The organism is Thermotoga caldifontis AZM44c09 (assembly GCF_000828655.1).
GTDB lineage: Bacteria > Thermotogota > Thermotogae > Thermotogales > DSM-5069 > Pseudothermotoga_A > Pseudothermotoga_A caldifontis.
On the sequence record NZ_AP014509.1, the window covers coordinates 1,868,759 to 1,891,161 of the forward strand.

The 22,403-nt window shown below is 51.4% G+C and carries 24 protein-coding genes; 8 read left to right on the plus strand and 16 right to left on the minus strand.

Features of this window, described 5'->3' with window-relative positions:
- Window positions 1–19: 19 nt before the first annotated feature.
- The 14 genes from TSP01S_RS09260 to hrcA form a co-directional block, all read right to left on the minus strand.
- Window positions 20–685, minus strand: coding sequence for a nucleotidyl cyclase domain-containing protein (locus TSP01S_RS09260; protein ID WP_041077970.1), 666 nt, complete (start codon window positions 683–685; stop codon window positions 20–22).
- On the minus strand, window positions 669–1,253 hold the full coding sequence (pdxT, locus tag TSP01S_RS09265; protein ID WP_041077971.1) for a pyridoxal 5'-phosphate synthase glutaminase subunit PdxT: 585 nt from the start codon (window positions 1,251–1,253) through the stop codon (window positions 669–671). The genes TSP01S_RS09260 and pdxT overlap by 17 nt, the downstream gene beginning before the upstream one ends.
- Window positions 1,254–1,256: 3 nt before the next feature.
- The gene (gene pdxS / locus TSP01S_RS09270; protein WP_041077974.1) at window positions 1,257–2,135 is read right to left on the minus strand and encodes a pyridoxal 5'-phosphate synthase lyase subunit PdxS; all 879 of its coding nucleotides are present in this window, start codon (window positions 2,133–2,135) and stop codon (window positions 1,257–1,259) included.
- Window positions 2,136–2,138: 3 nt separating this feature from the next.
- A complete protein-coding gene (locus TSP01S_RS09275; protein ID WP_041077976.1) occupies window positions 2,139–3,440 on the minus strand; it encodes a nicotinate phosphoribosyltransferase in 1,302 nt (433 codons plus the stop codon).
- Window positions 3,440–3,964 carry a cysteine hydrolase family protein gene (locus tag TSP01S_RS09280; protein ID WP_041077977.1) on the minus strand — a complete coding sequence of 175 codons (525 nt, stop codon included), beginning with the start codon at window positions 3,962–3,964 and terminating at the stop codon, window positions 3,440–3,442. The genes TSP01S_RS09275 and TSP01S_RS09280 overlap by 1 nt, the downstream gene beginning before the upstream one ends.
- Before the next feature lie 28 nt (window positions 3,965–3,992).
- Window positions 3,993–4,967 (minus strand): thiamine pyrophosphate-dependent enzyme, encoded by a 975-nt coding sequence (locus tag TSP01S_RS09285; protein ID WP_041077979.1) that lies wholly within the window; start codon window positions 4,965–4,967, stop codon window positions 3,993–3,995.
- Window positions 4,968–4,979: 12 nt separating this feature from the next.
- Window positions 4,980–6,155, minus strand: coding sequence for a pyruvate synthase subunit PorA (gene porA, locus TSP01S_RS09290; RefSeq protein ID WP_041077981.1), 1,176 nt, complete (start codon window positions 6,153–6,155; stop codon window positions 4,980–4,982).
- A 3-nt stretch (window positions 6,156–6,158) separates the two neighbouring features.
- Window positions 6,159–6,461, minus strand: a complete 303-nt coding sequence (gene porD / locus TSP01S_RS09295) for a pyruvate synthase subunit PorD (protein WP_041077983.1) — start codon at window positions 6,459–6,461, stop codon at window positions 6,159–6,161.
- Window positions 6,454–7,026: a 2-oxoacid:acceptor oxidoreductase family protein gene (locus TSP01S_RS09300; protein WP_041077985.1), complete on the minus strand. Its 573-nt coding sequence runs from the start codon at window positions 7,024–7,026 to the stop codon at window positions 6,454–6,456. Before TSP01S_RS09300 ends, porD begins: the two co-directional genes overlap by 8 nt.
- A 1-nt stretch (window position 7,027) precedes the next feature.
- Window positions 7,028–8,632: a glycoside hydrolase family 57 protein gene (locus tag TSP01S_RS09305; RefSeq protein ID WP_041077987.1), complete on the minus strand. Its 1,605-nt coding sequence runs from the start codon at window positions 8,630–8,632 to the stop codon at window positions 7,028–7,030.
- Complete coding sequence (locus TSP01S_RS09310) at window positions 8,629–9,294, minus strand: DUF4912 domain-containing protein (RefSeq protein ID WP_041077989.1); 666 nt, start codon at window positions 9,292–9,294, stop codon at window positions 8,629–8,631. Before TSP01S_RS09310 ends, TSP01S_RS09305 begins: the two co-directional genes overlap by 4 nt.
- Before the next feature lie 147 nt (window positions 9,295–9,441).
- Window positions 9,442–10,557, minus strand: a complete 1,116-nt coding sequence (gene dnaJ / locus TSP01S_RS09315) for a molecular chaperone DnaJ (RefSeq protein WP_041077991.1) — start codon at window positions 10,555–10,557, stop codon at window positions 9,442–9,444.
- Window positions 10,541–11,098 carry a nucleotide exchange factor GrpE gene (locus TSP01S_RS09320; RefSeq protein WP_082021695.1) on the minus strand — a complete coding sequence of 186 codons (558 nt, stop codon included), beginning with the start codon at window positions 11,096–11,098 and terminating at the stop codon, window positions 10,541–10,543. The genes dnaJ and TSP01S_RS09320 overlap by 17 nt, the downstream gene beginning before the upstream one ends.
- Entirely contained in the window at window positions 11,095–12,117 is a 1,023-nt protein-coding gene (gene hrcA, locus TSP01S_RS09325; RefSeq protein WP_041077993.1) for a heat-inducible transcriptional repressor HrcA, read from the minus strand. Before hrcA ends, TSP01S_RS09320 begins: the two co-directional genes overlap by 4 nt.
- Window positions 12,118–12,220: 103 nt before the next feature.
- On the opposite strand from hrcA, the gene TSP01S_RS09330 reads away from it, so the two are divergent.
- From TSP01S_RS09330 to TSP01S_RS09345, 4 genes are read left to right on the plus strand one after another with little or no spacing between them, the layout of a single operon-like run.
- Window positions 12,221–13,702, plus strand: a complete 1,482-nt coding sequence (locus tag TSP01S_RS09330; protein ID WP_041077995.1) for a UDP-N-acetylmuramoyl-L-alanyl-D-glutamate--2,6-diaminopimelate ligase — start codon at window positions 12,221–12,223, stop codon at window positions 13,700–13,702.
- Window positions 13,695–14,960: a UDP-N-acetylmuramoyl-tripeptide--D-alanyl-D-alanine ligase gene (locus tag TSP01S_RS09335; RefSeq protein ID WP_041077997.1), complete on the plus strand. Its 1,266-nt coding sequence runs from the start codon at window positions 13,695–13,697 to the stop codon at window positions 14,958–14,960. The genes TSP01S_RS09330 and TSP01S_RS09335 overlap by 8 nt, the downstream gene beginning before the upstream one ends.
- Window positions 14,957–15,862 carry a phospho-N-acetylmuramoyl-pentapeptide-transferase gene (gene mraY, locus TSP01S_RS09340; protein ID WP_041077999.1) on the plus strand — a complete coding sequence of 302 codons (906 nt, stop codon included), beginning with the start codon at window positions 14,957–14,959 and terminating at the stop codon, window positions 15,860–15,862. The genes TSP01S_RS09335 and mraY overlap by 4 nt, the downstream gene beginning before the upstream one ends.
- Window positions 15,859–16,860, plus strand: a complete 1,002-nt coding sequence (locus TSP01S_RS09345) for a YncE family protein (protein ID WP_041078001.1) — start codon at window positions 15,859–15,861, stop codon at window positions 16,858–16,860. Before mraY ends, TSP01S_RS09345 begins: the two co-directional genes overlap by 4 nt.
- Here the strand turns inward: TSP01S_RS09345 and acpP are convergent.
- Both acpP and TSP01S_RS09355 read right to left on the minus strand, forming a co-directional pair.
- Window positions 16,844–17,086, minus strand: a complete 243-nt coding sequence (gene acpP, locus TSP01S_RS09350) for an acyl carrier protein (RefSeq protein ID WP_041078003.1) — start codon at window positions 17,084–17,086, stop codon at window positions 16,844–16,846. The two genes, TSP01S_RS09345 and acpP, sit on opposite strands and share 17 nt — an antisense overlap.
- A 176-nt stretch (window positions 17,087–17,262) precedes the next feature.
- Window positions 17,263–18,051 carry a DUF72 domain-containing protein gene (locus TSP01S_RS09355; protein WP_041078005.1) on the minus strand — a complete coding sequence of 263 codons (789 nt, stop codon included), beginning with the start codon at window positions 18,049–18,051 and terminating at the stop codon, window positions 17,263–17,265.
- A gap of 45 nt (window positions 18,052–18,096) precedes the next feature.
- Between TSP01S_RS09355 and TSP01S_RS09360 the strand changes: the two genes are divergently transcribed.
- The 4 genes from TSP01S_RS09360 (at window position 18,097) to TSP01S_RS09375 (ending at window position 22,372) form a co-directional block, all read left to right on the plus strand.
- Window positions 18,097–18,945 carry a deoxyribonuclease IV gene (locus tag TSP01S_RS09360; RefSeq protein WP_041078007.1) on the plus strand — a complete coding sequence of 283 codons (849 nt, stop codon included), beginning with the start codon at window positions 18,097–18,099 and terminating at the stop codon, window positions 18,943–18,945.
- Window positions 18,946–20,589, plus strand: coding sequence for an Rqc2 family fibronectin-binding protein (locus TSP01S_RS09365; RefSeq protein WP_041078009.1), 1,644 nt, complete (start codon window positions 18,946–18,948; stop codon window positions 20,587–20,589).
- 66 nt (window positions 20,590–20,655) lie between these two features.
- Window positions 20,656–21,423 carry an ABC transporter permease gene (locus tag TSP01S_RS09370; RefSeq protein WP_041078011.1) on the plus strand — a complete coding sequence of 256 codons (768 nt, stop codon included), beginning with the start codon at window positions 20,656–20,658 and terminating at the stop codon, window positions 21,421–21,423.
- 10 nt (window positions 21,424–21,433) lie between these two features.
- Entirely contained in the window at window positions 21,434–22,372 is a 939-nt protein-coding gene (locus tag TSP01S_RS09375) for an ABC transporter ATP-binding protein (protein ID WP_041078013.1), read from the plus strand.
- The last annotated feature ends 31 nt before the right edge of the window (window positions 22,373–22,403 follow it).

Sequence of the window (22,403 nt, forward strand, 5' to 3'; positions counted from 1 at the left end):
ACTCACTGCCCCCTTCTTTTTAAACGGCCACGATTCTTTGACCTGTTTGAATCGCTTTCTTGATGGCTTCTTCCAACTTTCCAAGCAGATCGAACGCGTCGTCCTCGGATGAAGCCTGGCTCACGGAAACGACCAGCTCGGGAGTTCTTTCTCCAAAACTCAAGGTCCTCGATCTCCTCAGAAGCCTCCGTGCAAAAACCTTTGCACCGTCGAGGTTCGTGTAAGGCAGCACCGCAACGATAGACTCGTTGAAAATGAAGAACCTGTCAGATTCTCGGGCCTGCCTTTTGAAAATGCTGTAGATCCTCTGCAGAAACTGAACGTCAAAATTCGATAAGTGTGCCATGAGGACACTCAGGGGAAAACCATACCTCTGAGACTTGTACATCTCCTCGTTCAAGAAATCCTCCAGACCCAACTTGTACGAAACATAACACGAGATCATTTTGAATTTCATCCGGTAATATTCCAGCGCCTGCGAAGGTAGAATGACGTCGATCACACCGGTGAGGTCAGCCGGAACCTCAGTAGAAACGAGGACGGTGCCGAGGAACGGATGCACCGTTTCACCTACGAAGATATCTGCGTCGATCTGGCGAGCGACAGTAACTCCGCCGCACGTCAAAATCGCTGAGCGTATCTTTTCTTCCGTGTCTTTGTCAGACAGTTCAACGTACACTCTCATGTTGATCAGCTACCATTTTCACAAAATACGCGTGTATCCTCAGATCATCCGTTAGTTCGGGATGGAAAGAGCTCGCGAGCAAATTGCCCTGTTTCACCAGGACAGGTACGTTCTCGTACCTCGCCAGGACCTCGACGTTGTCAGACACTTCAACCACCATCGGGGCCCTTATGAAAACAGCTTTCACTCTTCCGATGTTCTCAACGTCGAGATAAGTCTCAAAGCTATCGATCTGTCTACCGTAGGCGTTGCGTCGCACGGCGATGTCCATCAAACCGAAGCGGTACTGATCTGGGTGGTCCACGATCCGTTTCGCCATCAGTATCATACCCGCACAGGTACCGTAGATGGGCAGACCCTGCTTTGCAAGTTCTACGATCTTTTCACCAACACCGGTCACCTTCGCGATCCTGCCGATGCTCGTCGATTCACCACCCGGTATGATCAAACCATCGATCCTCTCAAGGTCCGAAACGCTCTTCACCGCGAACGCTTCAACCCCAAGCCTCTGCAACGACCAGATGTGTTCCCTGAAGTCTCCCTGCAACGCGAGTACACCGATGATCAACTTTTACCACCCTCTCTCTTGCATGTGCACTTCGAGAGCCTCTATTTCCAGACCGGGCATGGGTTCACCTATATCTTCCGAGATCTTCAACAGCATCTCAGGGTCGTTCCAGTAAGTCACCGCGAGGACCATGGCGCGCGCCATCTTTACTGGATCTTTGGACTTGAATATACCAGAGCCAACGAACACGCCATCGGCGCCCAGCATCATCATCAGTGCGGCATCGGCCGGCGTGGCGATACCACCAGCGGCGAAGTTCACGACGGGCAGACGGCCGAGCCTCTTCACCTCCCGAACGAGTTCCACCGGCGCTCCTATCTCTTTGGCGTAGCTGACGAGCTCCTCATCGGCCATGGTCTGAACCCTTCTGATCTCGTCCATGACCCTTCTCATGTGTTTCACAGCCTCGACCACGTTTCCCGTGCCGGCTTCACCCTTCGTTCTGATCATCGCGGCACCTTCGGCGATCCTCCTCAAAGCTTCTCCCAGATCCCTTGCTCCGCACACGAACGGCACTTTGAATTCGTGCTTGTTGATGTGGAACCTATCGTCCGCCGGTGTGAGCACTTCCGATTCGTCGATGAAGTCCACTCCCAGCGCTTCGAGGATCCTCGCCTCCGCGATGTGTCCTATCCTCACCTTCGCCATGACGGGTATGCTCACGGCCTCCATGATCTCCTTTATCTTGGCTATGCTTGCCATCCTCGCAACGCCACCAGCTTTTCTTATGTCCGCTGGTACGCGTTCGAGCGCCATGACCGCCACCGCACCCGCTTCTTCCGCTATCTTAGCCTGCTCAGCGTTCGTAACGTCCATGATGACGCCACCTTTGAACATCTCGGCGAATCCCTTTTTGACGAGCCACGTACCTTTTTCTGTCATCTCTCACACCTCCTCCCAGTAACGTTTCGGTACCGGTTCGAGACGCGACAGGTCACGCTTGAACCTGCCAGCTTTCGCACACGGTTTCCCGTTGACTTCGACCACGTCCGCGGTTATGTCCACCTTCTGTCTCAAGAGTTTCGAACCCACCGCGTAAACATCGACGGGAACGTTGAGTAACTCGAAGAGCTCTATCTTCTTCGCATCGAACCCACCAGAAACGACGATCTTCAGATCCTTCAGGCCAACCTTGTCGAACTCCTGGCGCGCTCGCCAGACCAACTCTGGGCACACACCGAGCGAAGATTCATCCCTCGGGACGACCGAGACGTCCCTCATGTTACCCGATGTATCGAACCTCACACCCCATATCTTTCCTTTGCCCTCACCGATTATGGGGGATGGGTCCGTCTCACCGAGTTTGAACGGTTTCTTCATGTGGTATTCGTAGAAAGCTTTCACAACCCTGAACGTTGTACCTATCACGTCGTTGTCCCAGTCCACCAGCACGATCCTTCTCACGTTCTCCGGCATGTGCTTGTCGAAAGCTATCGCGGCCGCTTCGGTACTGCCTTCGTACGCCGCTATGAGTGCGTGGGGCATGGTTCCCATCGATTCCACACCCCAGTAGTCCGCGTTCGCATCCGTCGATACGCCGAACGCACCTCCGCAGAGTGCCGCATAGCCGTCCGTAGCCTGTACCCAGTAATGATCGAACCGCGCACTGAAATACAGCACCGGTTTGCCCCGCGCAGCCTTCACAACTTCTCGTACCGCGGTGGCCGTACTCGTGGCACGCGCAATGACTCCGAGCAGAACGGTTTCCAGATAACCGAAATACGTTGGGTCACCCTCTATCACCATGATGGGCTCCCATTCCTTCGCTTCGTCTCCATCGTAGAGGGCACGAACTTCTATCTCATCCCACTTGTCGACCCAAAGGCTGTCGAGCTTGAGCCTCAAATCCCACTTGCGTTTCGTATAACTTATCACGGCGTCCGTGTCCATCTCTACCGCCGCCGCTTGGATCATCCTGTCCACGTTGAGGATCTCCTTGAAGAGTTCCTTGGCCTTCTCCTCATCCTTGTAATAACCGGTGGCGAACCTCAGTATGGCCAGGGCCTCGTCCAGGCCTGCAACCACGCAGTCTCTCCTCGGGAAGAACTGATAGAGCACCCAGGGGTGTCTGTTGTCTCTCTTGAGAACCTCCACGTACCTAACGAAATATATGTCCGAGTAGTAGTTACCCCTTATTCTGTCGATGGGGACCTTGAAAACCTTAGGATCGAGCCTCTTTTTCCTCATCAAACCACCTCGGCGCGCAACACTTCACTCATCAACCGCAGAGCACAGGTGTGGAGGTTCTCATCGTAAGAAGCCACTCCATCTTTTCTGACGATCGTTCTTATATTCCTGTTTCTCAGCTCTTCAACTGTGAAGAGAACACAGATGTGTGTCACAACACCACACACTTCGACTTCATCGATACCGTGTGATTTCAAGATCTCCTCAAAGTGGGTCCCATAGAACGCACTGTAGCGCGTTTTGCGCACGGCTATGTGCTTTTCGTAACCTGCTAAGGAATCCTTCAACCGTTTCACCAGCTCCGCACCATGGGTGTCTTTGACACAGTGCTTCGGCCAGATACGAAACTCCGCATCGTCTTCTTCGTGCCAATCCTGAGTGGTGATGATCGGCAGGTTCTCCTGCTTGTACTTTTCAACCAAATCCAAAACGAGTGGGAGCACCGACTCCGCCTTGGGAAAGTACAGTGCCCCACCCGGTTCTACGAAATCTTTCTGTAGGTCTATTAAGAGCAACGCTCGCACGGTACACCACCTTCCTCAGGTGGTACCTTCATCTGATCGGCTTGTCTTTCGTCGCCTCCTCGAGTGCGAGCAGCCTCTCCCAGCGCCTGTCAACGTACTGCTGAAGTTCGTTTATTATCTCCTCAGCATCGGGCCTCTGCAACAGGAGTCTGAACCTTCCCTGAGCTTTAACGAACTCGGCGACCGGTTTGAAACTCGTCGGCTTTCTCGTGACTCTGTAAACCCCTCTCTCGACCTCGTACAGTGGCCAGTACTTGGTCTGAACCGCAAGTTTGGTTATATCGACTGACTTACTCTCGTCCATCCTCCAGTACCTCACACAGGGGCTCAGAGCTGCTATGAAAGCAGGTCCATCGAACTGAAGCGCCTTTTCAACTTTATTTATGAAGTCCATCGGTTCACCCGTCGTCACGGTGGCCGCGTACACGTCTTCATGCCCCGCCACTATCTCCACTATGTTTTTCTTGAGTTGAAGCTTTCCAGGTAGCAGCTTCCCAACGGGTGCGGTCGTGGTATCGGCACCCGGCGGTGTGGACCCCGATCGCTGGTTTCCCGTGTTCATGTAGCCTTCATTGTCGTACAGAACGTAGAGCATTTTGTGTCCTCTCTCCAGCGCTCCAGACAATGACTGCAGGCCTATATCGTACGTGCCACCGTCCCCTCCGAACGCGATGAAGGCGTACTTCTTGTCCGATGGAATTTTTCCAGCTTTTTTCAATGCCCTGTAGGCTGTCTCAACGCCGCTGATGGTTGCCGCAACGTTTTCGAACGCGTTGTGTATGTAAGGTACGCTCCAAGAGGTGTAAGGGAATATGGTGGAAGAAACTTCCATACAGCCCGTGGCGAAACCTATCACCGGTTCGTATCCCAGAGCCTTGGCGACCATCAAGACTATCTTCACCGTCATCGGTGCGCCACAACCAGGGCACATCCTGTGACCCTGTGTTAGACCTGTTTCTCTATTCGTAAAGATCTCCGCCAGCTTCTTCATTGTCAACGGCATGCCGTCACCTCCTCATTCTCTCAGGCCAAGGTACTCTTCCCTGTCAGCAACCAGATCGAGTGCCATGGCCCTTTCGAACGCATACCTCACGTGTTCAGGCTTCAGATCTCTTCCACCGAGTCCGTAAACGAAGGATCCCATCAACGGTCTCACAGCCACTTCGTAGAGCGCAGACTTGACCGCTTCATAGAGCGGTGCCTCGGCCCCGAACGAGGCTGCCCTATCGAGAACGACGACTGCCTTTCGCGCGGTCAAGTATCTCTGAATCTCGGCCTTGGGGAATGGCCTGAACATCCATATCTTCAGAAGACCAACTTTCTTGCCTTTCTCACGCAGCTCGTCAACCACATCTTTTATGGTTCCATTCGATGAACCGAGAGCGACCATAACGTACTCCGCATCTTCCATCCTGTACGGTTCGACGTAGTTGTACTTGCGCCCACTGATCTTGTAGAACTCCTCGGCTATCAGTGGGAACACCCTGTACGCGTTCTTCATAGCCTCTATCTGCTGTCTCTTGTGCTCGAAGTAGTAATCGTACAGGTCCAGTGGGCCGTAGGTTACAGGATGATCCGTGTCGAGCAACGGGTAGATCGGTTTCAGTTCCCCGACGAACTTCTTCACCACTTCATCCGGTAAAACCTCGACGGGTTCGACACCGTGCGAGAGGATGAAGCCGTCCTGGTTGACCATGACGGGTAGTCTCACATCTTCGTGCTCGGCGAGACGAACAGCGAGGATGGTGAAATCGTACACTTCCTGAACGTCTTCACAGAACAGCTGAATCCATCCTGAATCTCTCGCCATCATCGCATCACTGTGATCACAATGTATGTTGATCGGCGCGCTCAGGGCTCTGTTCACCACGCCCATGACGATGGGTAGTCTCAGAGAGGAAGCTATGTAGACTATCTCGAGCATCAACGCGAGTCCCTGGGCGCTCGTTGCGGTCATCGCTCTGGCACCCGCTGCAGCAGCACCCACGACCGCGCTCATCGCGGAATGCTCACTCTCGACAGGTATCATTTCCGTACGAACCTCACCGTCTGCAACGTATTTCGCGAAGTATTCAACGATCGGTGTTTGCGGTGTGATGGGATAGGCCGCGACAACGTCCGGCTCTATCTGTTTCATCGCGTACGCGGCCGCTTCCGCACCGGTTATGGCCAAGATCTTTTTGCCTGTCATCGCTCAGTCCTCCTCCCTGATGAACTCTGTCTCGGGGCGCATCTCTATCGCAGATTTGGGACAGACGTTCGCGCAGACTCCGCAACCCTTGCAGTAAAAGTAGTCGATACCCTTCATGACTCCGTTTTCCTGAACGATCGCCTGATCGGGGCAGTAGAACCAGCAGAACATGCAGTCGATGCATTTCGACCTATCGTACACAGGCCTTCTGACTCGCCAGTCACCCGTTCTGTACTTGCGTGCCGTTCCCGGCTCTATGATCAAACCAGCAATCGGTAGCTCGTGCCACTTCTTCAGTTCAGCCACTGCATTGCACCTCCTCGTAACCGCGCTTGAGCGCCTTGATGTTCGCCTGGATCATTTCTTCTGGGAGCTTCCGCTCGAACATCTCCCTTATCTTCTTTTCGACGACCTGAAGGTCGATCAACCCTGTAACGCGCGCGAGTGTCCCCAGCATCACCGTGTTCGGAACGCCTCTCTTGATTTCCTCGAGGGCTATATCCGTAGCGTTGATAACGCACACCCTGCCGTTGAAGTTCGTTTTCTTCCTCACAAAATCGATGGAGTGCTTCGTGTTCACTATGAGAACGCCGTCCTCTTTCAAACCTGCAACTATACCCGGAGAGAGCAAGGTGTCGTCGATAACTACCACCACGTCAGGATTCTCCACCGAGTGATGAACTCTGATCCTACCTTCACTGATCCTGTTGAAGGCCCTCATGGGCGCCCCGGACCTTTCGGCCCCGTACTCCGGAAAAGCCTGCGCGTACTTTCCTCCTTCCAGAACCGCCTCTGCCACGAGCTGGGCCGCGCTCTTCGCTCCCTGACCAGCCCTGGAGTGCCATCTGATCTCGAAATATTTCGCGGGCACTTTATCCCTCCTTCCCGATGTGTGAACCAGCGTAAAGCCGATAATCGATCGACGCAAAAACGTTGTCTTCTTGTTCCAACCTTGCGAGCTGTTGTCCATCTATATTATCCTTCACCAGCTGTTGCTCAAGGTCTAAAAAGCGTTTCACATGCGTTTTTATTCTGTTAACGGCGTATTCAACGCTCGTACCTGTTGTGATTATGAACGGCCAGTCGCTGGCCTCCGCTAAGAGCAATTCCCTGAGCATCTGGTTGAGAACTCTCACTTTCAGCGGATCTCTCTCCTCGAAGTACGTTTCGGCAAGACGCTTCATTCTGTCTCTGATCTCAACCAGGTGTGGCTGTATCCAGTCGTTCTTGCCGTTCAACCAGGTGTCAAAATAACCACCGTTGCCCCAGGAAGAATCCGCGGGGGTGAGCACCTGGTAACTGTCGAACCTCTCGATTATTTCAGAAGGCGTGGCGAACTTGAGCTGCTTTTGCTTCGAAGCCTCAACGAAGAAATTTTCGAGGAACTCTGGCCCTTCAAACCACCAGTGTCCGAACAACTCCGTATCGAAAGGAGCCACTATCACTGGAGGCTGGTTGAACGTTTCGATCAGCGTGTTCACCTGCGCCAGCTTCTTGTTCAGAAAATCGATCGCGTGCTCTCTCGCCGCAGTCATGGCATCTTCACGGCTGTACAAACATTTCTTGTCGAGCGGCGTTTCCTTCGATGTGATCCTGTGGTACTTTATACCCACGTTCACCCTCACACCACTCTTGTCGATGTAAGGCCTTACGTATTCGTAATCGCCGTCGAACCCAAGGTCTCTGTAGAACTCTCTGTATCTGCCATCACCGGGATATCCCGTGGTGGCACTCCACACCTGTTCGCTCGAATCCGGATCTCTCGCGAAAGCAAAAACACCGGAAGGTGTCATGATGGGTCTGTACACATCGAAATATGGCCGCTCGTCGGCATACCAGAACGCGTGGGAATCGACGAAGAAGAATCCCAAGCCGTACTTTTTCAAAACTTCGTCCAGGCCAGAATAATAGCCGCACTCGGCGAGCCACACGCCCTTTGGTTTGAAGCCGAAGTGCTGTGCGAATGTTTCCACACCGACCGCGATCTGAGCTTCCACCGCAAACGGTTGATGACGCATCAACGGTAGGAAACCGTGCGTGGCGTTGCAGGTTATCAACTCTATGTTTCCAGATTCGGCGTGTTTCTTGAACCCCTTCGCCAGGTTACCTCCCACCGATTCGAGGTAACTCAAACAGCTCAGAAACCTTTCCCTGTAGAAATTCGCAAGTTCTTTCTCCTGATGGGTTTTCACCCTCTCCTGTTCCTTTTCGCACAGTTCGACAAGTTTCTGAGTATAATTCTTTAACTTCTCGTTGAGAACAGTGTTTCTGAACATTTCCAACAGTGTGGGACTGAGTGAAACGGTGATTTTGAAGGGAACCTTTCTTTCTTGGAGGCGGTCGAACATCATCAAAAGTGGAATGTAAGATTCAAGGACTGCTTCAACGTACCATCTTTCTTCCAAATAAAGATCGTGGTTCGGATGGTTCACGTAAGGAAGGTGAGAGTGAAGCACGAGCACGAAGTATCCGTTCATAACTTACCACTTCCCGCAGCGGATGAGATGTGTATCCTTTCGACGGGTTTCAACGGCGGTTCACCAACCTTCACGGTGCGTTTGCCCTTGACGCACCATCTTTGACGTACGGAAGTCGATGGCGTGTCCGAAGGTGTATGCACAACGTTGGATCTCAAAACAGGGAAGAATTTTCCTTCAACTTTGAAACCAAGCTCGGCGAGATAGTCCGCGTTCGATGACGGTACGTGGAAGTAGTAATTTCTCGTCGTTGCAAGGTGCACTCCAGCCTCAAAAATGCGGTGAGCGTTGGTTCCATCGAACTCTATGTAGGTCACGTCGTAGAGCCTCAGAACCACTTCCTTCTGCGAAGAAAGCTTGGAATAAGTTTCGCTCGAAAGGTCCCAGTACACAAAAACCAGATGCGGATTGACTGGAAACAGAACGAGTCTGTCGGAACCGTACGACTGTGGCAATTCCACGTGCCGGTCGGTTTGAGCTTGAACAGGTTTTTGATCAACCTTCTCTTCTCTCAGCGACTTTGCGTAATCTTCAAGCAATTTGAAAACTTCGCTCTTTTTCATCCGCTTTTTCACCTTCAGACCGAGTCTTTTTGCGAGGGATTTGACCTGCTGAATGGTGGGGTTCTGGGAGAGGAAGGCTTCGAGTTCTTCCCGGGTCACGTCACCGCCCCCTTTTTCAAATTTTCACACACTATTCTATCATGTTCTCATCATGTTGTAAAACAGAAAGAAAAAGAAAAAACCCCGCCTTGGCGGAGTAAAGAACGTCACATTTGTCGAATTCGCTCAAAATTTATCTGATATCACCTACAAGACATCTATACCTTTTTCCCTCGCAATTTCTCTCAACAACTGTGCTTCCCTCGAAGAGAGTTGCTCCGGTATCCTCACGTTGACGGTCACATAAAGATCCCCACGCCTGCCCGTCCTCACGGACGGAGCACCCTCTCCCTTGAGCCTGAACACCGTACCGGGCTGCGTACCTGGCGGTATCCTCAGCATCGTTGTACCACCGTCGGGCAGATCTATACGAACCGTGGTTCCAAGGATCGCCTGCAAGTAATCTATGCTGATCTCCGTGTATATGTCGTCGTCCTGGCGCCTGAACCTCCTGTCTGGCCTCACGTGGACGATCACGTAAAGATCGCCGTAAGGTCCCCCATCGTAGCCGGCGTTACCGCCACCATCGATCCTGAGTCTGGTTCCGTCCGTAACGCCTGCCGGTATGTTGATCACAGTTCTGACTCTTCGTTTCAGTCTGCCAGTTCCGCCACACACGTGGCACCTTTCCTTCACGACACGTCCGGTCCCACCGCAGGTGGGACACGTTCTGGAGCTCACGAAGACGCCAAAGACGCTCCTCCTTTCCTCCCTGAGCACCCCCGTGCCGTGACACCTTGGACACGTCTGATAACCACTTCCGGGCTCTGTTCCTTCACCATGGCAGTGGTCACAAACTTCGTACCTGTCGTACTCGATCGGCATCTGCTTGCCAGTGAGAGACTCAGAAAAATCTATCTCGACCGTCACACTGATATCTTCACCCGATCTCCGTCTCCTCGTCCTCTGAGTCTCCTGGGTGGCACCCCGATCGCCGAAGAAGATGTCGAAGATGTCACGCCCAAAAAAGCTCTCAAAGTCCCTGAATATGTCTTCAAAAGAAGTGGTCGAAGTTTGCTGTGTAAATTCGTGTTCTCCCACATAACCGAATCTGTCGTACATGGCCCGTTTCTGAGGATCACTCAGAACCTCGTAAGCTTCCTGGATCTCCTTGAATTTCTCCTCGGCTTCTTTCTTGTTCTCAGGGTGGAGATCGGGATGCCATTGTTTTATCAACTTTTTGTAAGCTTTTTTTATCTCCTCCTCGGAGGCGTCCCTCGGAACGCCGAGGATCGCGTAGTAATCTTTATACTGTCTTGGCACCTTCTTCACCCCTTGGCTTCACCGCAACCTTCACCTTCACGGGTTTGAGGACTTTGGAATGGTACTTGTAACCATTTTCAACAACCTCGACTATATCGTACTCTTCTTTCTCGTTTGTCTCCACCCTCTCAACGGCTTCGTGTTCGAACGGGTCGAACTTCTGACCGACCTCTATTTTGAAAAAGCCTTCATCGTTCAAAACCTTCCAGAGTTTCTTGTAAACGAGTTTCATTCCCTTGTAGAAATCTTCGTACGGTGCGCCGGAATCAACAGCCGTGAACGCTCGCTCGAAATCGTCGAGTATCGGTATCAACTTGGTGAGCAGATATTCGTTCGCGTTCTTGAGGATCATTTCCCTGTCTCTGAGGGTGTCCCTCTTGAAGTTCTCGAACTCGGCTTTCAGTTGCTTGAGGTGTCTCATGAGTTCTTCTTTTTCCTTCGTCAGCTTCTCGATCAAATTTTCCTCTACTTTCTTTTCATCGTTTTTCTCAACCGTCTCTTTGTTTTCAACCGCTTCTTTGAGCCTTTCGTTTTCGTTCATCTTTCCACCTCCCTCGTTGCCACCGTGAAGTACTCGGTCAACCTGCTTGTGACGTAGGTCAGAACGTTCATTATCTCCTCGTACTTGACGATCTTGGATGTCACGATCAGCACTTTACCCATTGGTTCGTTCTCCCTGCGATAGGTATCCACAAAGATGGAGAATCTCTCCATGCCCTGAAAACCGTGTTCACTACCTATGAAGACGGTAGGGACCTCCTGAACCCTGTTCATGAAGGATTTGATGAGTGCGTCGTCTGAGAGGAACCTCGAAAGCGCCCTGATCTCGTCTATGTTGAACGTTTCGCTGCTCACAAGCACGTCCAGGCCGTACTTTATCATGCTGTTCCTCAGATCCTCTTTTAGAGAAGTGACGAGTTGTTCAGAAAGGTCTATCAGGAACTCATCCCAATCACCTTCGAACACCTCGCCGGAAAGGTTATCGATGCTCCTCCCCCTCAGCAGCTGATTGAGAAGGTTTTCGAGCTTTGCATGATCCACATCGCCGAGACTCCTGAAGGGCATGAATTTCATCAAACCGAGCTCTGTAACGATGGAGATCAAATAGTGATACGAGGTGATGGGTGTCACGATGGCCCTCAGAACTTTCAAGCGCCCGGTGTCGGGTTTCTCCAGCACGACTGCCCCTCTGGTCATTCTCGCCAGCGCGATCGCCGCTCCTTCGAGGATCTTCTCCATATCACCGTAAGTCATGGAATATCGCACTTCGACTTGCTGAGATCTCTGTGCGTAATCTTTCGTGAGCTTCAACGTTTCGTCCACGTAAAACCTCAGACCCTTGTCGGTCGGGATCCTGCCCGCAGAGGTGTGCGGTTGATAGAGATAGCCCAGATATTCCAGTTTCCTCAAATCGTTTCTGACGGTCGCGGCACTGCACGATAGACTGGACACGTTCAGGACGTGTTCAGAACTGATCGGCCTTTTCGTCAGTATGTATTCCCTCACGACACAGTAGAGGATCTTTCTCTGTCTTTCGTTGACCCTGTTGTTCCTCCTCATATTATCACTCTCACCACTCGAGTGCTAATTTCAGCATAGCACATTCCTCCGTCCTTGTCAAGTGAACCTGATCATACTACAATATCAAAGTAGAGGTGATACGATGCGCGTTGAAGAAGTCATCGAGGCATTGAGACCCATACTCATCGAAGCCAGGCTCAACGGCAACTTCGGTGAGAACATTGTGGACGTGGTCAACAACTCCAGCCGGGTCAAACCGGGCTGTCTGTTCGTGTGTCACAGGGGTAAAAGGTTCGATTCGCACGAGATAGCGCAGGAAATTTACAACAAAGGCGCCCGCGTTTTGATCTCGGACCGACCTTTGAGTGAAAACATCCCGCACGTGATCGTCAGCGACACCAGACTCGCCGAAGCGATCCTGGCGGATGTCTTCTACGCGAGGCCTTACGAAAAACTTCTCGTTGCGGGTGTCACGGGTACCAACGGAAAAACCACGAGCGTCCATCTCTTCCATCACGTGCTTCAGAGCCTTTCAAGCACCGGAAGCCTCCTCGGAACGGTGTATTACGAGATCCTGGGAGAACCGAGGTTCCACCACGATAACACAACCCCAAACGCTTTGGAAATACTCAGGGCGATGAAGAAAACTGTCGATCTGGGCGGTTCACATTTCGTGATGGAGGTCTCATCGCACGCGCTCGCTCTGAAACGGGTCGAAACGGTGAGGTTCGACATAGCTGCTTTGACGAACATAACGAGGGACCATCTGGATTTTCACCAGACGTTCGAGGAGTACACGCAGACGAAGCTGCACATCTTTGATCTGCTGAAAGAGAGTGGAATCGCGCTGATCAGCGACGAGTACGCACACCTTTTGAACAGAAAGGTGCGAAAAATCGTCTATGGGATCGCCAGACAGAGCCAGTATCGAATTGAAAACATAGAGATCAGCAGGCACGGGACGAAGTTCGAAGTGGACTGTCCCGCTGGTAGGTACAGATTGTGGTTCAGAACACCTGGTTATCACAACGCTTACAACGCCACGTTGGTGTTCGCAGGTCTGGTGGAACTGGGTTACGATCCGAACGACGTTGCTGGTTCCATAGGCACGTTTCCGGGTGTCGACGGCCGGTTTCAGTTCATCCCGGAAGCCAGTCTTCTTGGCATAGACGTGGTCGTTGACTTCGCCCACAGCCCGGACGCCCTCGAAAAAACCCTGATCACGGCGAAGCACCTCAGCAGTGGTAGGATCATCACCGTCTTCGGTGCCGGTGGTCAGTCGGACAGAGGAAAAAGGCCCATGATGGCGCAGGTGGTGTGCCGATATTCGGACGTGTCGATCATAACCACCGACGATCCCCGGGGAGAGGATCCTCTGGAAATACTCGCCGAAGTGGAGCGTGGCGTCCCACCAGGAGCGGCTTACCTCGTGATTCCAGACAGGCGTGAGGCCATCGAAACTGCCATCACACTGGCGAACCGGGGCGATATGGTCATAGTCGCAGGAAGAGGACACGAAGAGTACCAGATCTTCTCAGATGAGAGGAGAATTCCTTTCAAAGACGCGGATGTGATCAGGGAGATAATCCTTCAAGAATACCAGAGGGAAAGACGGCATGTTTGAGAACGCGAAGTTCGTCATAGATTCCAGAGAAGCCTTCGAAGGCTGTATTTTTGTAGCTCTCAAAGGCGAAAGAACGGATGGACACTATTACGTGCGCGAAGCCCTCGAAAAAGGCGCAGCCCTCGCGGTGGTCGAACGGCCCGTGGACGTTCAGAAAGAGAAGCTGTACTTCGTCGAGGATACGAGACTTTTCCTTCAGGAACTGGCCAAACAAAAGATTGTCAAACACGAACCTAAAATCGTCGGTATAACTGGTTCTAACGGAAAAACCACCGCCAAGGAAATGATCCACCACTGTCTGGGGGAAGAGATCGCCTTCAGAAATTCTGGAAATCTCAACACGGAGATCGGATTGCCTTTATCGATACTGAACGATTATCGTGGTCAGCCTTACATGATCCTGGAAATGGCAATGAACAAACCTGGTGATATAGCCACGCTGTGTCGCATCGCACAGCCTCACGTTTCGGTTCTCCTCAACGTCGGCACCGCGCACAGGGGCGTTGCAGGTGGAGACGAACAGATCCTGAAGGGCAAACTCGAGATAGTAGAGAATATGAGAGAAAACGGTATCGCCATCCTGCACAACGATCCAAGGATCCTTGAGAGGGTCAGGAGCAGAGATTTCGTCACCTTCGGTTTCCAGTCGGGGGATTACCGTCTCACCTCCTACGTTTACGAAGGACTCTCCACGAGGGCGTGGTACGAAACTCCGAAAGGTGTCCACCAGTTACGTTTTTCGACGATCTTTAACGTGGGACAGTTGGTGAACGTTGCGGCAGTCCTGGCCGTCTTCGATGTTCTGGATCTTCGGGTGGATCTCACGAAGCTGGAGAGTTTCGTTCCCGTGGGCGGGAGGTTCAGGGTCCTGCTGATAGATGAAGTGTACGTGGTTGACGACACTTACAACGCAAGTTTGGAATCTTTCAAGGTGGCAGTCGAGACGCTGAAAAAGCTCGGCGAGAGGACCTACGCGGTGGTCGGATCGATAAAGGAACAGGGTGTCTACTCTCAGGAAACGCACAGACAACTCGGAAAGATCCTCGAACAGCTCGACGGAGTCTTCGTCTACAATGTCGATCACGAAATCGATTCGATGGAATGCTCCAAGATACTGTTGAAGAGTGACGAACCTGAGGTGATAGTGACGAAATTGAAGAACTTATTGAGAAGGAAAGATGCCGTGCTGTTCAAAGCTTCACGCGCGGTGGGTATGGAAAAGGTAGTCAATCTCTTTCTGGGAGGAAAAGCTGAATGAAGTACTTCGTTTTGACCTTCCTTCCTTGTCTGCTCCTGTATCCATTCCTCATAAAGCTGTTCAAAAAGTACCACATCGGTCAGTTCATTCGGGAAGAAGGCCCAGACCTCCATGGGTACAAAACGGGCACACCCACGATGGGCGGAATCTTATTTGCTGTTTTTGGGGCCCTATCGTGCTTCGTATCTGGATACACGATAGACGCTTTGACGATCGTCCTGTTCGCTTTCATCGGTTTCTTAGATGATCTTTTGAGCGTTCTCAGAAAAAAATCTCTCGGTTTGAGAGCGTGGCAGAAACTTTCTTTACAGTTACTGTTCGCATCGATCCTCGTGTTCTTGATCAAACCCGACACCGAGTTGCAGATTCCATTCACACATGGGAGACTGGACCTCGGAAACCTCTACTGGGTTTTTGCGGTGCTCTTGATAGCAGGATTGAGCAACGCGTCGAACCTGACTGATGGCCTGGACGGACTCGCAGCCAGCGTGTTTCTGACGAGTGCGATACCGTACTGGTTTTTGCTCGGAAAGAGTGCTGATTCGCTCATCTTGCTTTCACTGTGTCTGATGGCCTTTCTGTTCTACAACATCAAACCCGCGAAGATCTTCATGGGTGATACGGGTTCGCTCGTGCTCGGCGCGCTGATAGGGACCGTCGCGGTGAGAACGTCCACCGAGCTTCTGGCCCTGCTCTTCACGAGTGTGTTCATCGCCGAGACGCTGAGTGTCATGATTCAGGTGAGCAGTTACAAGCTGTTCAAGAGAAGGGTTTTCAAAATGTCTCCGATACATCACCATTTCGAGTTGCTCGGCTGGAAAGAAGAAAGGATCGTTCAAATGTTTTCACTGACCAATCTCATCGTCTCCATGCTCGCGGTCCTTGGGGAAAGGATTTCATGAGGAAGATTTCCCTGTCCTTTCTCTTGCTCGTCTGTTCGCTCTTCGCTCACCAGGTCACATCGATCGGAATTGGTTATGGGTACACCAAGATGACACTCAACGAAGGGATCGTGTGCCTGGTCAGACCGAAGCCCGCATCGGTCTTAGTTTTCACCGACACGGGACAGTTCCTTTCAGAGATATCTTCAGGGCTTTCTTATCCGGCGTGGGCCATCCACCACGCTGGTTACGTTTTCGTGAGCGACTATCACAGATCGAGCGTTGTGGTGTACACGATCTTCGGAAAGTTCGTCAGGCGTATCCAGGTGGAAAACTATCCTACGGTGTTGAAGATCTTCGGCGGGAAGCTTTACGTACTGTGCTCGAAGGAACCTGCCGTTTACACGATCGATCCTCAAAGATTCGACATCGAGCAGAAGTTCACCTTCGATTCTCCAACGCTTTATTTTGAGCCAACCCAAGAAGGAGTGATTTACCTCCATTACTACGCAAACGACAAGACGATCGAAATACTGGGTTCGCAGAGGAAGATCGTGACGATCAAAGATTTCAGAACCCCGGTCAAGCTTCTCCAGAAAGGCGGGCGAGCCTACCTTCTGGGTTACATGGATGGCAAGCTCGCCTGCCTGGATTCTTCCTGGAGAATCGTCTGGCAGCAGAACCTGGACGATCTCGCGAGGGACGTGCTCTTCACGAACGACGTTCTGGTGGTCAGTAGCCTGGTTCAACCCAGACTGTCTGTCGTTGACCTTTCCGGAAACGTTGTGAAGTATTTACCTTTACCACATCCTGTCCACCGGCTGGAACAGATCAAAGGATTCATCGCCGCACTGAACCATGTGCCCGGTGAAGTTTACCTGATCGATCCGAAGACAGGAGAGTTCGACACCATCGAAGTTGGTGATTATGCCGTTGAGATGTGCAGAACGGTTGATGAGAGGTTGATCGTCCTCTGCTCCGATTCTGGCCAGCTGTTTTTTATCACGCCTTCGCTTTGACGATGTAATCGACGACTTCCTTCACCGTCGAAATCTTTTGGAGCTGATCGTCCGCGATCTTCACTCCGAACTCTTCCTCGAACGCCATCACAAGGTCAACCAGATCGAGTGAATCTGCACCGAGGTCTTTCACGATGTTGCTCTCTTCCTTGATCTGGTCCTTCTTGATTCCGAGTTTGTCCGAGAGTATCGTGGCAACCTTTTCGAAAACCTGAGCACGATTCATCTTTTCAACCTCCCGCTGTGATCGATCTGCTGAAATTATAGATTGCAAGAGGGTTTGCGTCAAATGAAGTGTTTTCTTCCTTTGTGTTTTTCAAATCAAACACATCTCCTCGCTGAATGCTTAACTTTTTGGGAAATTCAAGCACGCAAGAGGTTGAAAAGCTGGCAGGTTCAGCTTCACAAAAGTGCGCTTTCAATCATCTGACGCAGTTTCAAGGCATCTCTGACGGCGTTGCCACGATAACAGTTGTTGAAGAAGACGAAGGTGTCCATCGCGTGATTCGAGAGGCGCAGTATGTCTGCAGCAAAAACCTTGAGCTCTTCATCGCTGTACTTGTAGTTGTAGCGTTCTCCCTCCGGTGCGTTGAACCAGTCTCTGTTTCTGCCGTGCAATCTGAAGTAACACACGTTGCTCGTCAGCCTTGGCACGTAAGGAAACAGTTCGCGCAGGTTCGGTTCATCAACGATGACGAACGTGAAACCGCAGGATTTGAGAAGTTCGTAAGCTGTTTCGTTGTCCCAGGAAGCGTGCCTGAACTCCACGGCGACGGGCAGGTCTATCTTCTTTCGGAGCATCTGCAGGTACTGCCTGTTAGCAGGAGTATCTCTGAAGGAGTATGGAAACTGTGCGAGCAGGATTTTGAGCCTTCCTTCTTCCACCATGGGCGCCAGGGCCTCGATGGTTTTCTTCACATCTTCCTCCGGGAAAAGGTTGGATTTCCAGGCTTCGTGTGTCACCGATGCGGGAAGTTTTACACTGAAAACGAAATCGCTCGGCGTTCTTCTGAGCATCGAAACGATCGTCCTGTAGCCTGGCAGGGCGTAATAGGTGAAGTTGAGTTCGACGGCCTTGAACTTCCAGACAGCGGCGTAGTACTTCAACATGTCCGATTTGCTTATGCCTTCAGGATACACTTCTCCTATCCAGTCATTGAAAGAATAACCACTCGTGCCGATGTAGATCAACGCGGATCCCCTCAACTATGCTATCATTTGTTACAGGTGATGGAAATGGTGAGGATCGGTGCGCACATGCCCATAAGTAAGGGGTTCGAGAGTGTTCCAGAACTCACAGTGCAGATAGGTGGAAACTGCTTCCAGATCTTCCCGCACAGTCCAAGGACCTGGACCGCGAAGATGCCCTCCAGGAAGACGTGCGAACTGTTCCGTGCGATGATGGAAAAACACCAGATAGATTTCGAAAGTGCCTTCTGTCACACGGGTTATCTCATAAACTTAGCGAGCCCGATCGACGAAAATTGGAACAGATCCGTTCAGCTTCTGATACTCGAAGGCAAGATCTGTGAGGCGCTGGGAATAAGGTATCTCAACGCCCATCCGGGCAGTCACACCGGCGCCGGCGAAGAACTCGGTTTCGAGAGAATAACCGCAGCGGTCAACGAGTTTTTGAAGAACACGAAGGACGTGATGCTGCTTCTGGAGAACGTATCACCCAAGGGTGGAAACATCGGCTACAACTTCGACCAGATCAAACGTATCATCGATTCGTCGATCGATCCCTCGAGGATCGGCATCACCTACGACACCTGCCACGGTTTCGATGCGGGTTACGACATCACCACGGAGGATGCGGTACGAAAGTTACTCCATGAGATAGATTCCAAAATAGGGCTCGAAAAGCTCAAGATGATACACCTCAACGATTCCAAAGCCCCGCTCGGCAAACCCACAGACAGGCATGAAAACATTGGAAAAGGTTTCATCGGCGAAAAGGGGTTCAGGGTGTTTCTCAGCTTTGAGGAGATCCAGCGTGTACCGTGGATACTGGAAACCCCCGGCGATGAAGCAGAGCACGCACAGGACATCGCGAAAGTTAAAGAGATCCTCGGGTTGATGTGAATGATCGACGCCTTCGTCCTGAGGAAAGTTGTTCGGGATCTTTCCATCCTCCAAGGTGAGGCGCTGAGGCAGATCCACCAGTGCGGAAAGTTCTGTCTTCAGCTGATTTTTCAACGCGCCACCGTTAGAGTTTCCGTTGAACCTGGCCTGGCACACGTCTGTTTGGCAGACAAAGAAGATCTTTCGGGCCAAAATCCTTCGAACTTCGTCACGTTCGCCCGATCGCGACTGCGCAATGCGAGGTTGAAAGATGTCCATCAGGTGGATCTCGATAGGATCTTGTGTTTCGTCTTCGATAAGATCGACGAAACCGGTGAAAGGCACGAGTACAGGCTCTACGTTGAACTCTTCGGTAGTCGATCCAACGTCGTTCTGGTTGAAGGTGAGAGAGTCCTGGACGACTTCAGATCGTTCCTCGAAAAGGATAGCCCGTACAATCTTGCCCCCAGCAAGCTGAACCCCATCGATGGTTTCGAAATCACGTTCGACAGCAACAAGATGCTCTCTAAGTACATCGTCGATGAAATCGCTGGATTCTCCAGATTGACCGCCCAGGAGGTTCTGTTCCGCGCAAAAATCACGGACAAACCCGTTAGTATGTTGACTGAAGGAGAGAAAGTCGCACTCAAGCTGGCTCTGTTTTCCATCATCGACGATTTCGAAAAACCAACCTGCTACGTTTATGAACTGCAGGGGAAACGCTTCGTTTCCGCGTATCCTTTGAAGGTGCTCAGCTCTTTTTTAGAGAGATACGATTCTGCTTCCCGCGCGGTGGATGAAGCCTATTTTTGGAATTTGAGAAAAGTGAAGATGGAAAAGCTTCGCCAGCAACTCTCCTCCGTTGTCGAAGAGAAGCTCAAGAAACAGGAGAAACTCCTGCAAGCGCTTTTCGATGAAGCGAAGGAGTGTGAAAAGGCGGAGGAATACAAACGCTACGGGGAACTGTTGAAGTACGCAAACGATGCAGATGTCAGCGGATCTGCCGTGAAATGTTTCGACTGGCAGAGTGGCAAAACTGTCACTGTACCGCTCGCACCTGGTAAAGACGTCAAGCGAAGCGCACAGTTTTACTTCGAGCAGTACAAGAAACTCAAGGAAAAATCACAGATACTGAAAACGAGGATAGAGCAACTTCAGAGGCAGAACGAGTACCTCGAAGAGATACTCTACAACCTCGAGTCATCAGAAACGCTGGAAGATCTCGAAGAGATAGAGGAAGAACTTGCGGAAAGTGGACTCGTTCACAGAAAATCCTCCTCTCACAAGAAGACCGAAGAACCAGGTTTCAGAAAGTTCGTTTACAACGGTTTCACGATACTGGTCGGAAAGAACAACAAACAGAACGAGGCGCTCGTGAGGAAAGCCAGCGATTCTGACATCTGGCTACACGTTCAACAATCGCCTGGTGCCCACGTGATCGTACGCACAGAAGGAAGAGCCGTCCCGAGAGACGTTTTACTCTACGCAGCCTCAATAGCAGCGTATTATTCCAAAGCGCGTTACTCCTCTAATGTTCCGGTGGATTACACGCTCGTCAAGAACGTCCACAAACCGAAAGGCTCTCCACCCGGGATGGTCCTCTACACGAACTACGAAACGCTGTTCGTGAACCCCCTCGATCCCGAGTCCGAACAAAAAGTTTAAGCTGACTCTTGACAAAATTGATACCTGTGCTAATATAATTTCAGAACTAAAAGAGGGGGTTCAAAAATGTGGAGAGCATTCCTCGCAAATCTTGAAAAAAGTTTCATCGAGTTCAAACGCTACTACTTCAACTCGATCTCCAGCATCGCCACGTTCTTGATATTCTTCTACCTTTTGTTCTTCGGCGTGAAAACGATAGGAGGTCCGACGGTAGATTCGTCGTCCACACTGGACGGCATCATAGTGGGCTACTTCATGTGGGTCATGTTCATCTTTTCGTTCCAGGGTGTCGCGTGGGGGATCATCGAAGAAGCACAACGCGGCACTCTCGAACAGATCTTCACTTCTCCTATCGCCTTCGAGTATCAGATGTTTTTCAGGATGATCAGCGACTTTCTTTTCAACGTGCTGTTCGCGATCCCCTTGATGTACTTCGCCGCCTTCACGACGGGCCGAAGGATCGGCTTCGACCTCCCCACACTGCTCTATTTGATGGTAGCGGGAACCATGTCTGCGCTCGGTATCGGCATGATTCTCGGCGGTATAGCGCTCATCTTCAAGAGGATCTCCTCGTTCATTCAAATAGTGACGATTGGTTCTCTCTCTTTCACCATGTTCGAAGCGAGTTCGCTCTGGCACAGAATGCTTCCCATGTCCCAGGCGAGTTACATGATGAGGGCTTTAGCGATCGACGGCACGAAACTTCATCAGTTTTCATTGTCGGATCATTTGATCCTCTGGCTGGTTGCGCTGGTTTATCTATCGATAGGTTTTTTGGTTTTCCGACTGTTCGAGAGGCGCGCAACGATCATGGGCAGTCTGTCCCAGTATTGAGGTGATCGGCATGATCGAAGTCATCGATCTGGTCAAGACCTACCCAAAGAGAGGCTCCCAGGAGAAGATAAAGGCTGTGGACCGTGTCAGTTTCGAGGTGGAGTCAGCGGAAATCTTCGCACTGCTTGGCCCAAACGGGGCGGGGAAGACCACGACCATCAAGAGTATTTGTGGCTTGATCGTTCCAGACTCGGGAGAGATAAAAATAAAGGGGTTCAGCGTTCTCAAAGAAAGATCCAGAGCTTTAGCGCAGATGAGTGCGGTTCTGGAAGGCAACAGAAACCTTTACTGGCGCATGACTGCCCTCGAGAACATGAAATATTTTTCCGGCATACGCGGTAAGAAACTGACGAGATCTCGAGCCATGGAGATCCTTGAAACGCTCGGTCTCGAAGAAAAAGCGAATCAACTCGTCCACTCACTCTCGCGTGGAATGCAGCAGAAAGCGGCCATCGCGGTGTGCCTCGCTTGCGACACGGACATCCTCTTGCTGGACGAACCAACCTTGGGATTGGACGTGCATTCCGCGGTGGAGTTCAGATCCATACTGAAATCGTTGAAACAGCAAGGTAAAACGATCCTGCTCTCCAGCCACGACATGAACTTGGTCGAAGCGGTGGCGGACCGTGTGGCCATAATGAACAAAGGAAGGATCGTCGTGTGTGAAGAGAAAAGAAAACTCATGGACGTGTTCTCCGCACGTGCTTACAGAATAAAGCTGATCTGCGATGAACGAGCCAGGAGCAGGCTCAAACAGCTCGGATTCGACGGCTTGGTCGAGGATGGCAACCTCATCGAGCTTCAGGTGAACCTTGATTCTTCGCAGAGACTTTACGAACTGATGGACGCTTTCAAATCTAACAACATCGAGGTAGAAAGCATCGAGAAAGAGATGGTGAACTTCGAAAAGATCTTCATCAGTTACACATCAGAAACTAATGTTCGGTGAGCTTTCTTACAGTTTCATAGCTGACACTCCA

Coding starts and splice junctions, on each gene's coding strand:
- acpP (WP_041078003.1), bottom strand. CDS start 17,086: ATGAATCGTGCTCAGGTTTTCGAAAAGGTTGCCACGATACTCTCGGAC.
- TSP01S_RS09275 (WP_041077976.1), bottom strand. CDS start 3,440: ATGAGGAAAAAGAGGCTCGATCCTAAGGTTTTCAAGGTCCCCATCGAC.
- TSP01S_RS09365 (WP_041078009.1), top strand. CDS start 18,946: ATGATCGACGCCTTCGTCCTGAGGAAAGTTGTTCGGGATCTTTCCATC.
- TSP01S_RS09360 (WP_041078007.1), top strand. CDS start 18,097: ATGGTGAGGATCGGTGCGCACATGCCCATAAGTAAGGGGTTCGAGAGT.
- TSP01S_RS09285 (WP_041077979.1), bottom strand. CDS start 4,967: ATGCCGTTGACAATGAAGAAGCTGGCGGAGATCTTTACGAATAGAGAA.
- TSP01S_RS09335 (WP_041077997.1), top strand. CDS start 13,695: ATGTTTGAGAACGCGAAGTTCGTCATAGATTCCAGAGAAGCCTTCGAA.
- TSP01S_RS09260 (WP_041077970.1), bottom strand. CDS start 685: ATGAGAGTGTACGTTGAACTGTCTGACAAAGACACGGAAGAAAAGATA.
- TSP01S_RS09345 (WP_041078001.1), top strand. CDS start 15,859: ATGAGGAAGATTTCCCTGTCCTTTCTCTTGCTCGTCTGTTCGCTCTTC.
- TSP01S_RS09330 (WP_041077995.1), top strand. CDS start 12,221: ATGCGCGTTGAAGAAGTCATCGAGGCATTGAGACCCATACTCATCGAA.
- TSP01S_RS09370 (WP_041078011.1), top strand. CDS start 20,656: ATGTGGAGAGCATTCCTCGCAAATCTTGAAAAAAGTTTCATCGAGTTC.
- TSP01S_RS09305 (WP_041077987.1), bottom strand. CDS start 8,632: ATGAACGGATACTTCGTGCTCGTGCTTCACTCTCACCTTCCTTACGTG.
- porA (WP_041077981.1), bottom strand. CDS start 6,155: ATGACAGGCAAAAAGATCTTGGCCATAACCGGTGCGGAAGCGGCCGCG.
- hrcA (WP_041077993.1), bottom strand. CDS start 12,117: ATGAGGAGGAACAACAGGGTCAACGAAAGACAGAGAAAGATCCTCTAC.
- pdxS (WP_041077974.1), bottom strand. CDS start 2,135: ATGACAGAAAAAGGTACGTGGCTCGTCAAAAAGGGATTCGCCGAGATG.
- TSP01S_RS09375 (WP_041078013.1), top strand. CDS start 21,434: ATGATCGAAGTCATCGATCTGGTCAAGACCTACCCAAAGAGAGGCTCC.
- TSP01S_RS09320 (WP_082021695.1), bottom strand. CDS start 11,098: ATGAACGAAAACGAAAGGCTCAAAGAAGCGGTTGAAAACAAAGAGACG.
- mraY (WP_041077999.1), top strand. CDS start 14,957: ATGAAGTACTTCGTTTTGACCTTCCTTCCTTGTCTGCTCCTGTATCCA.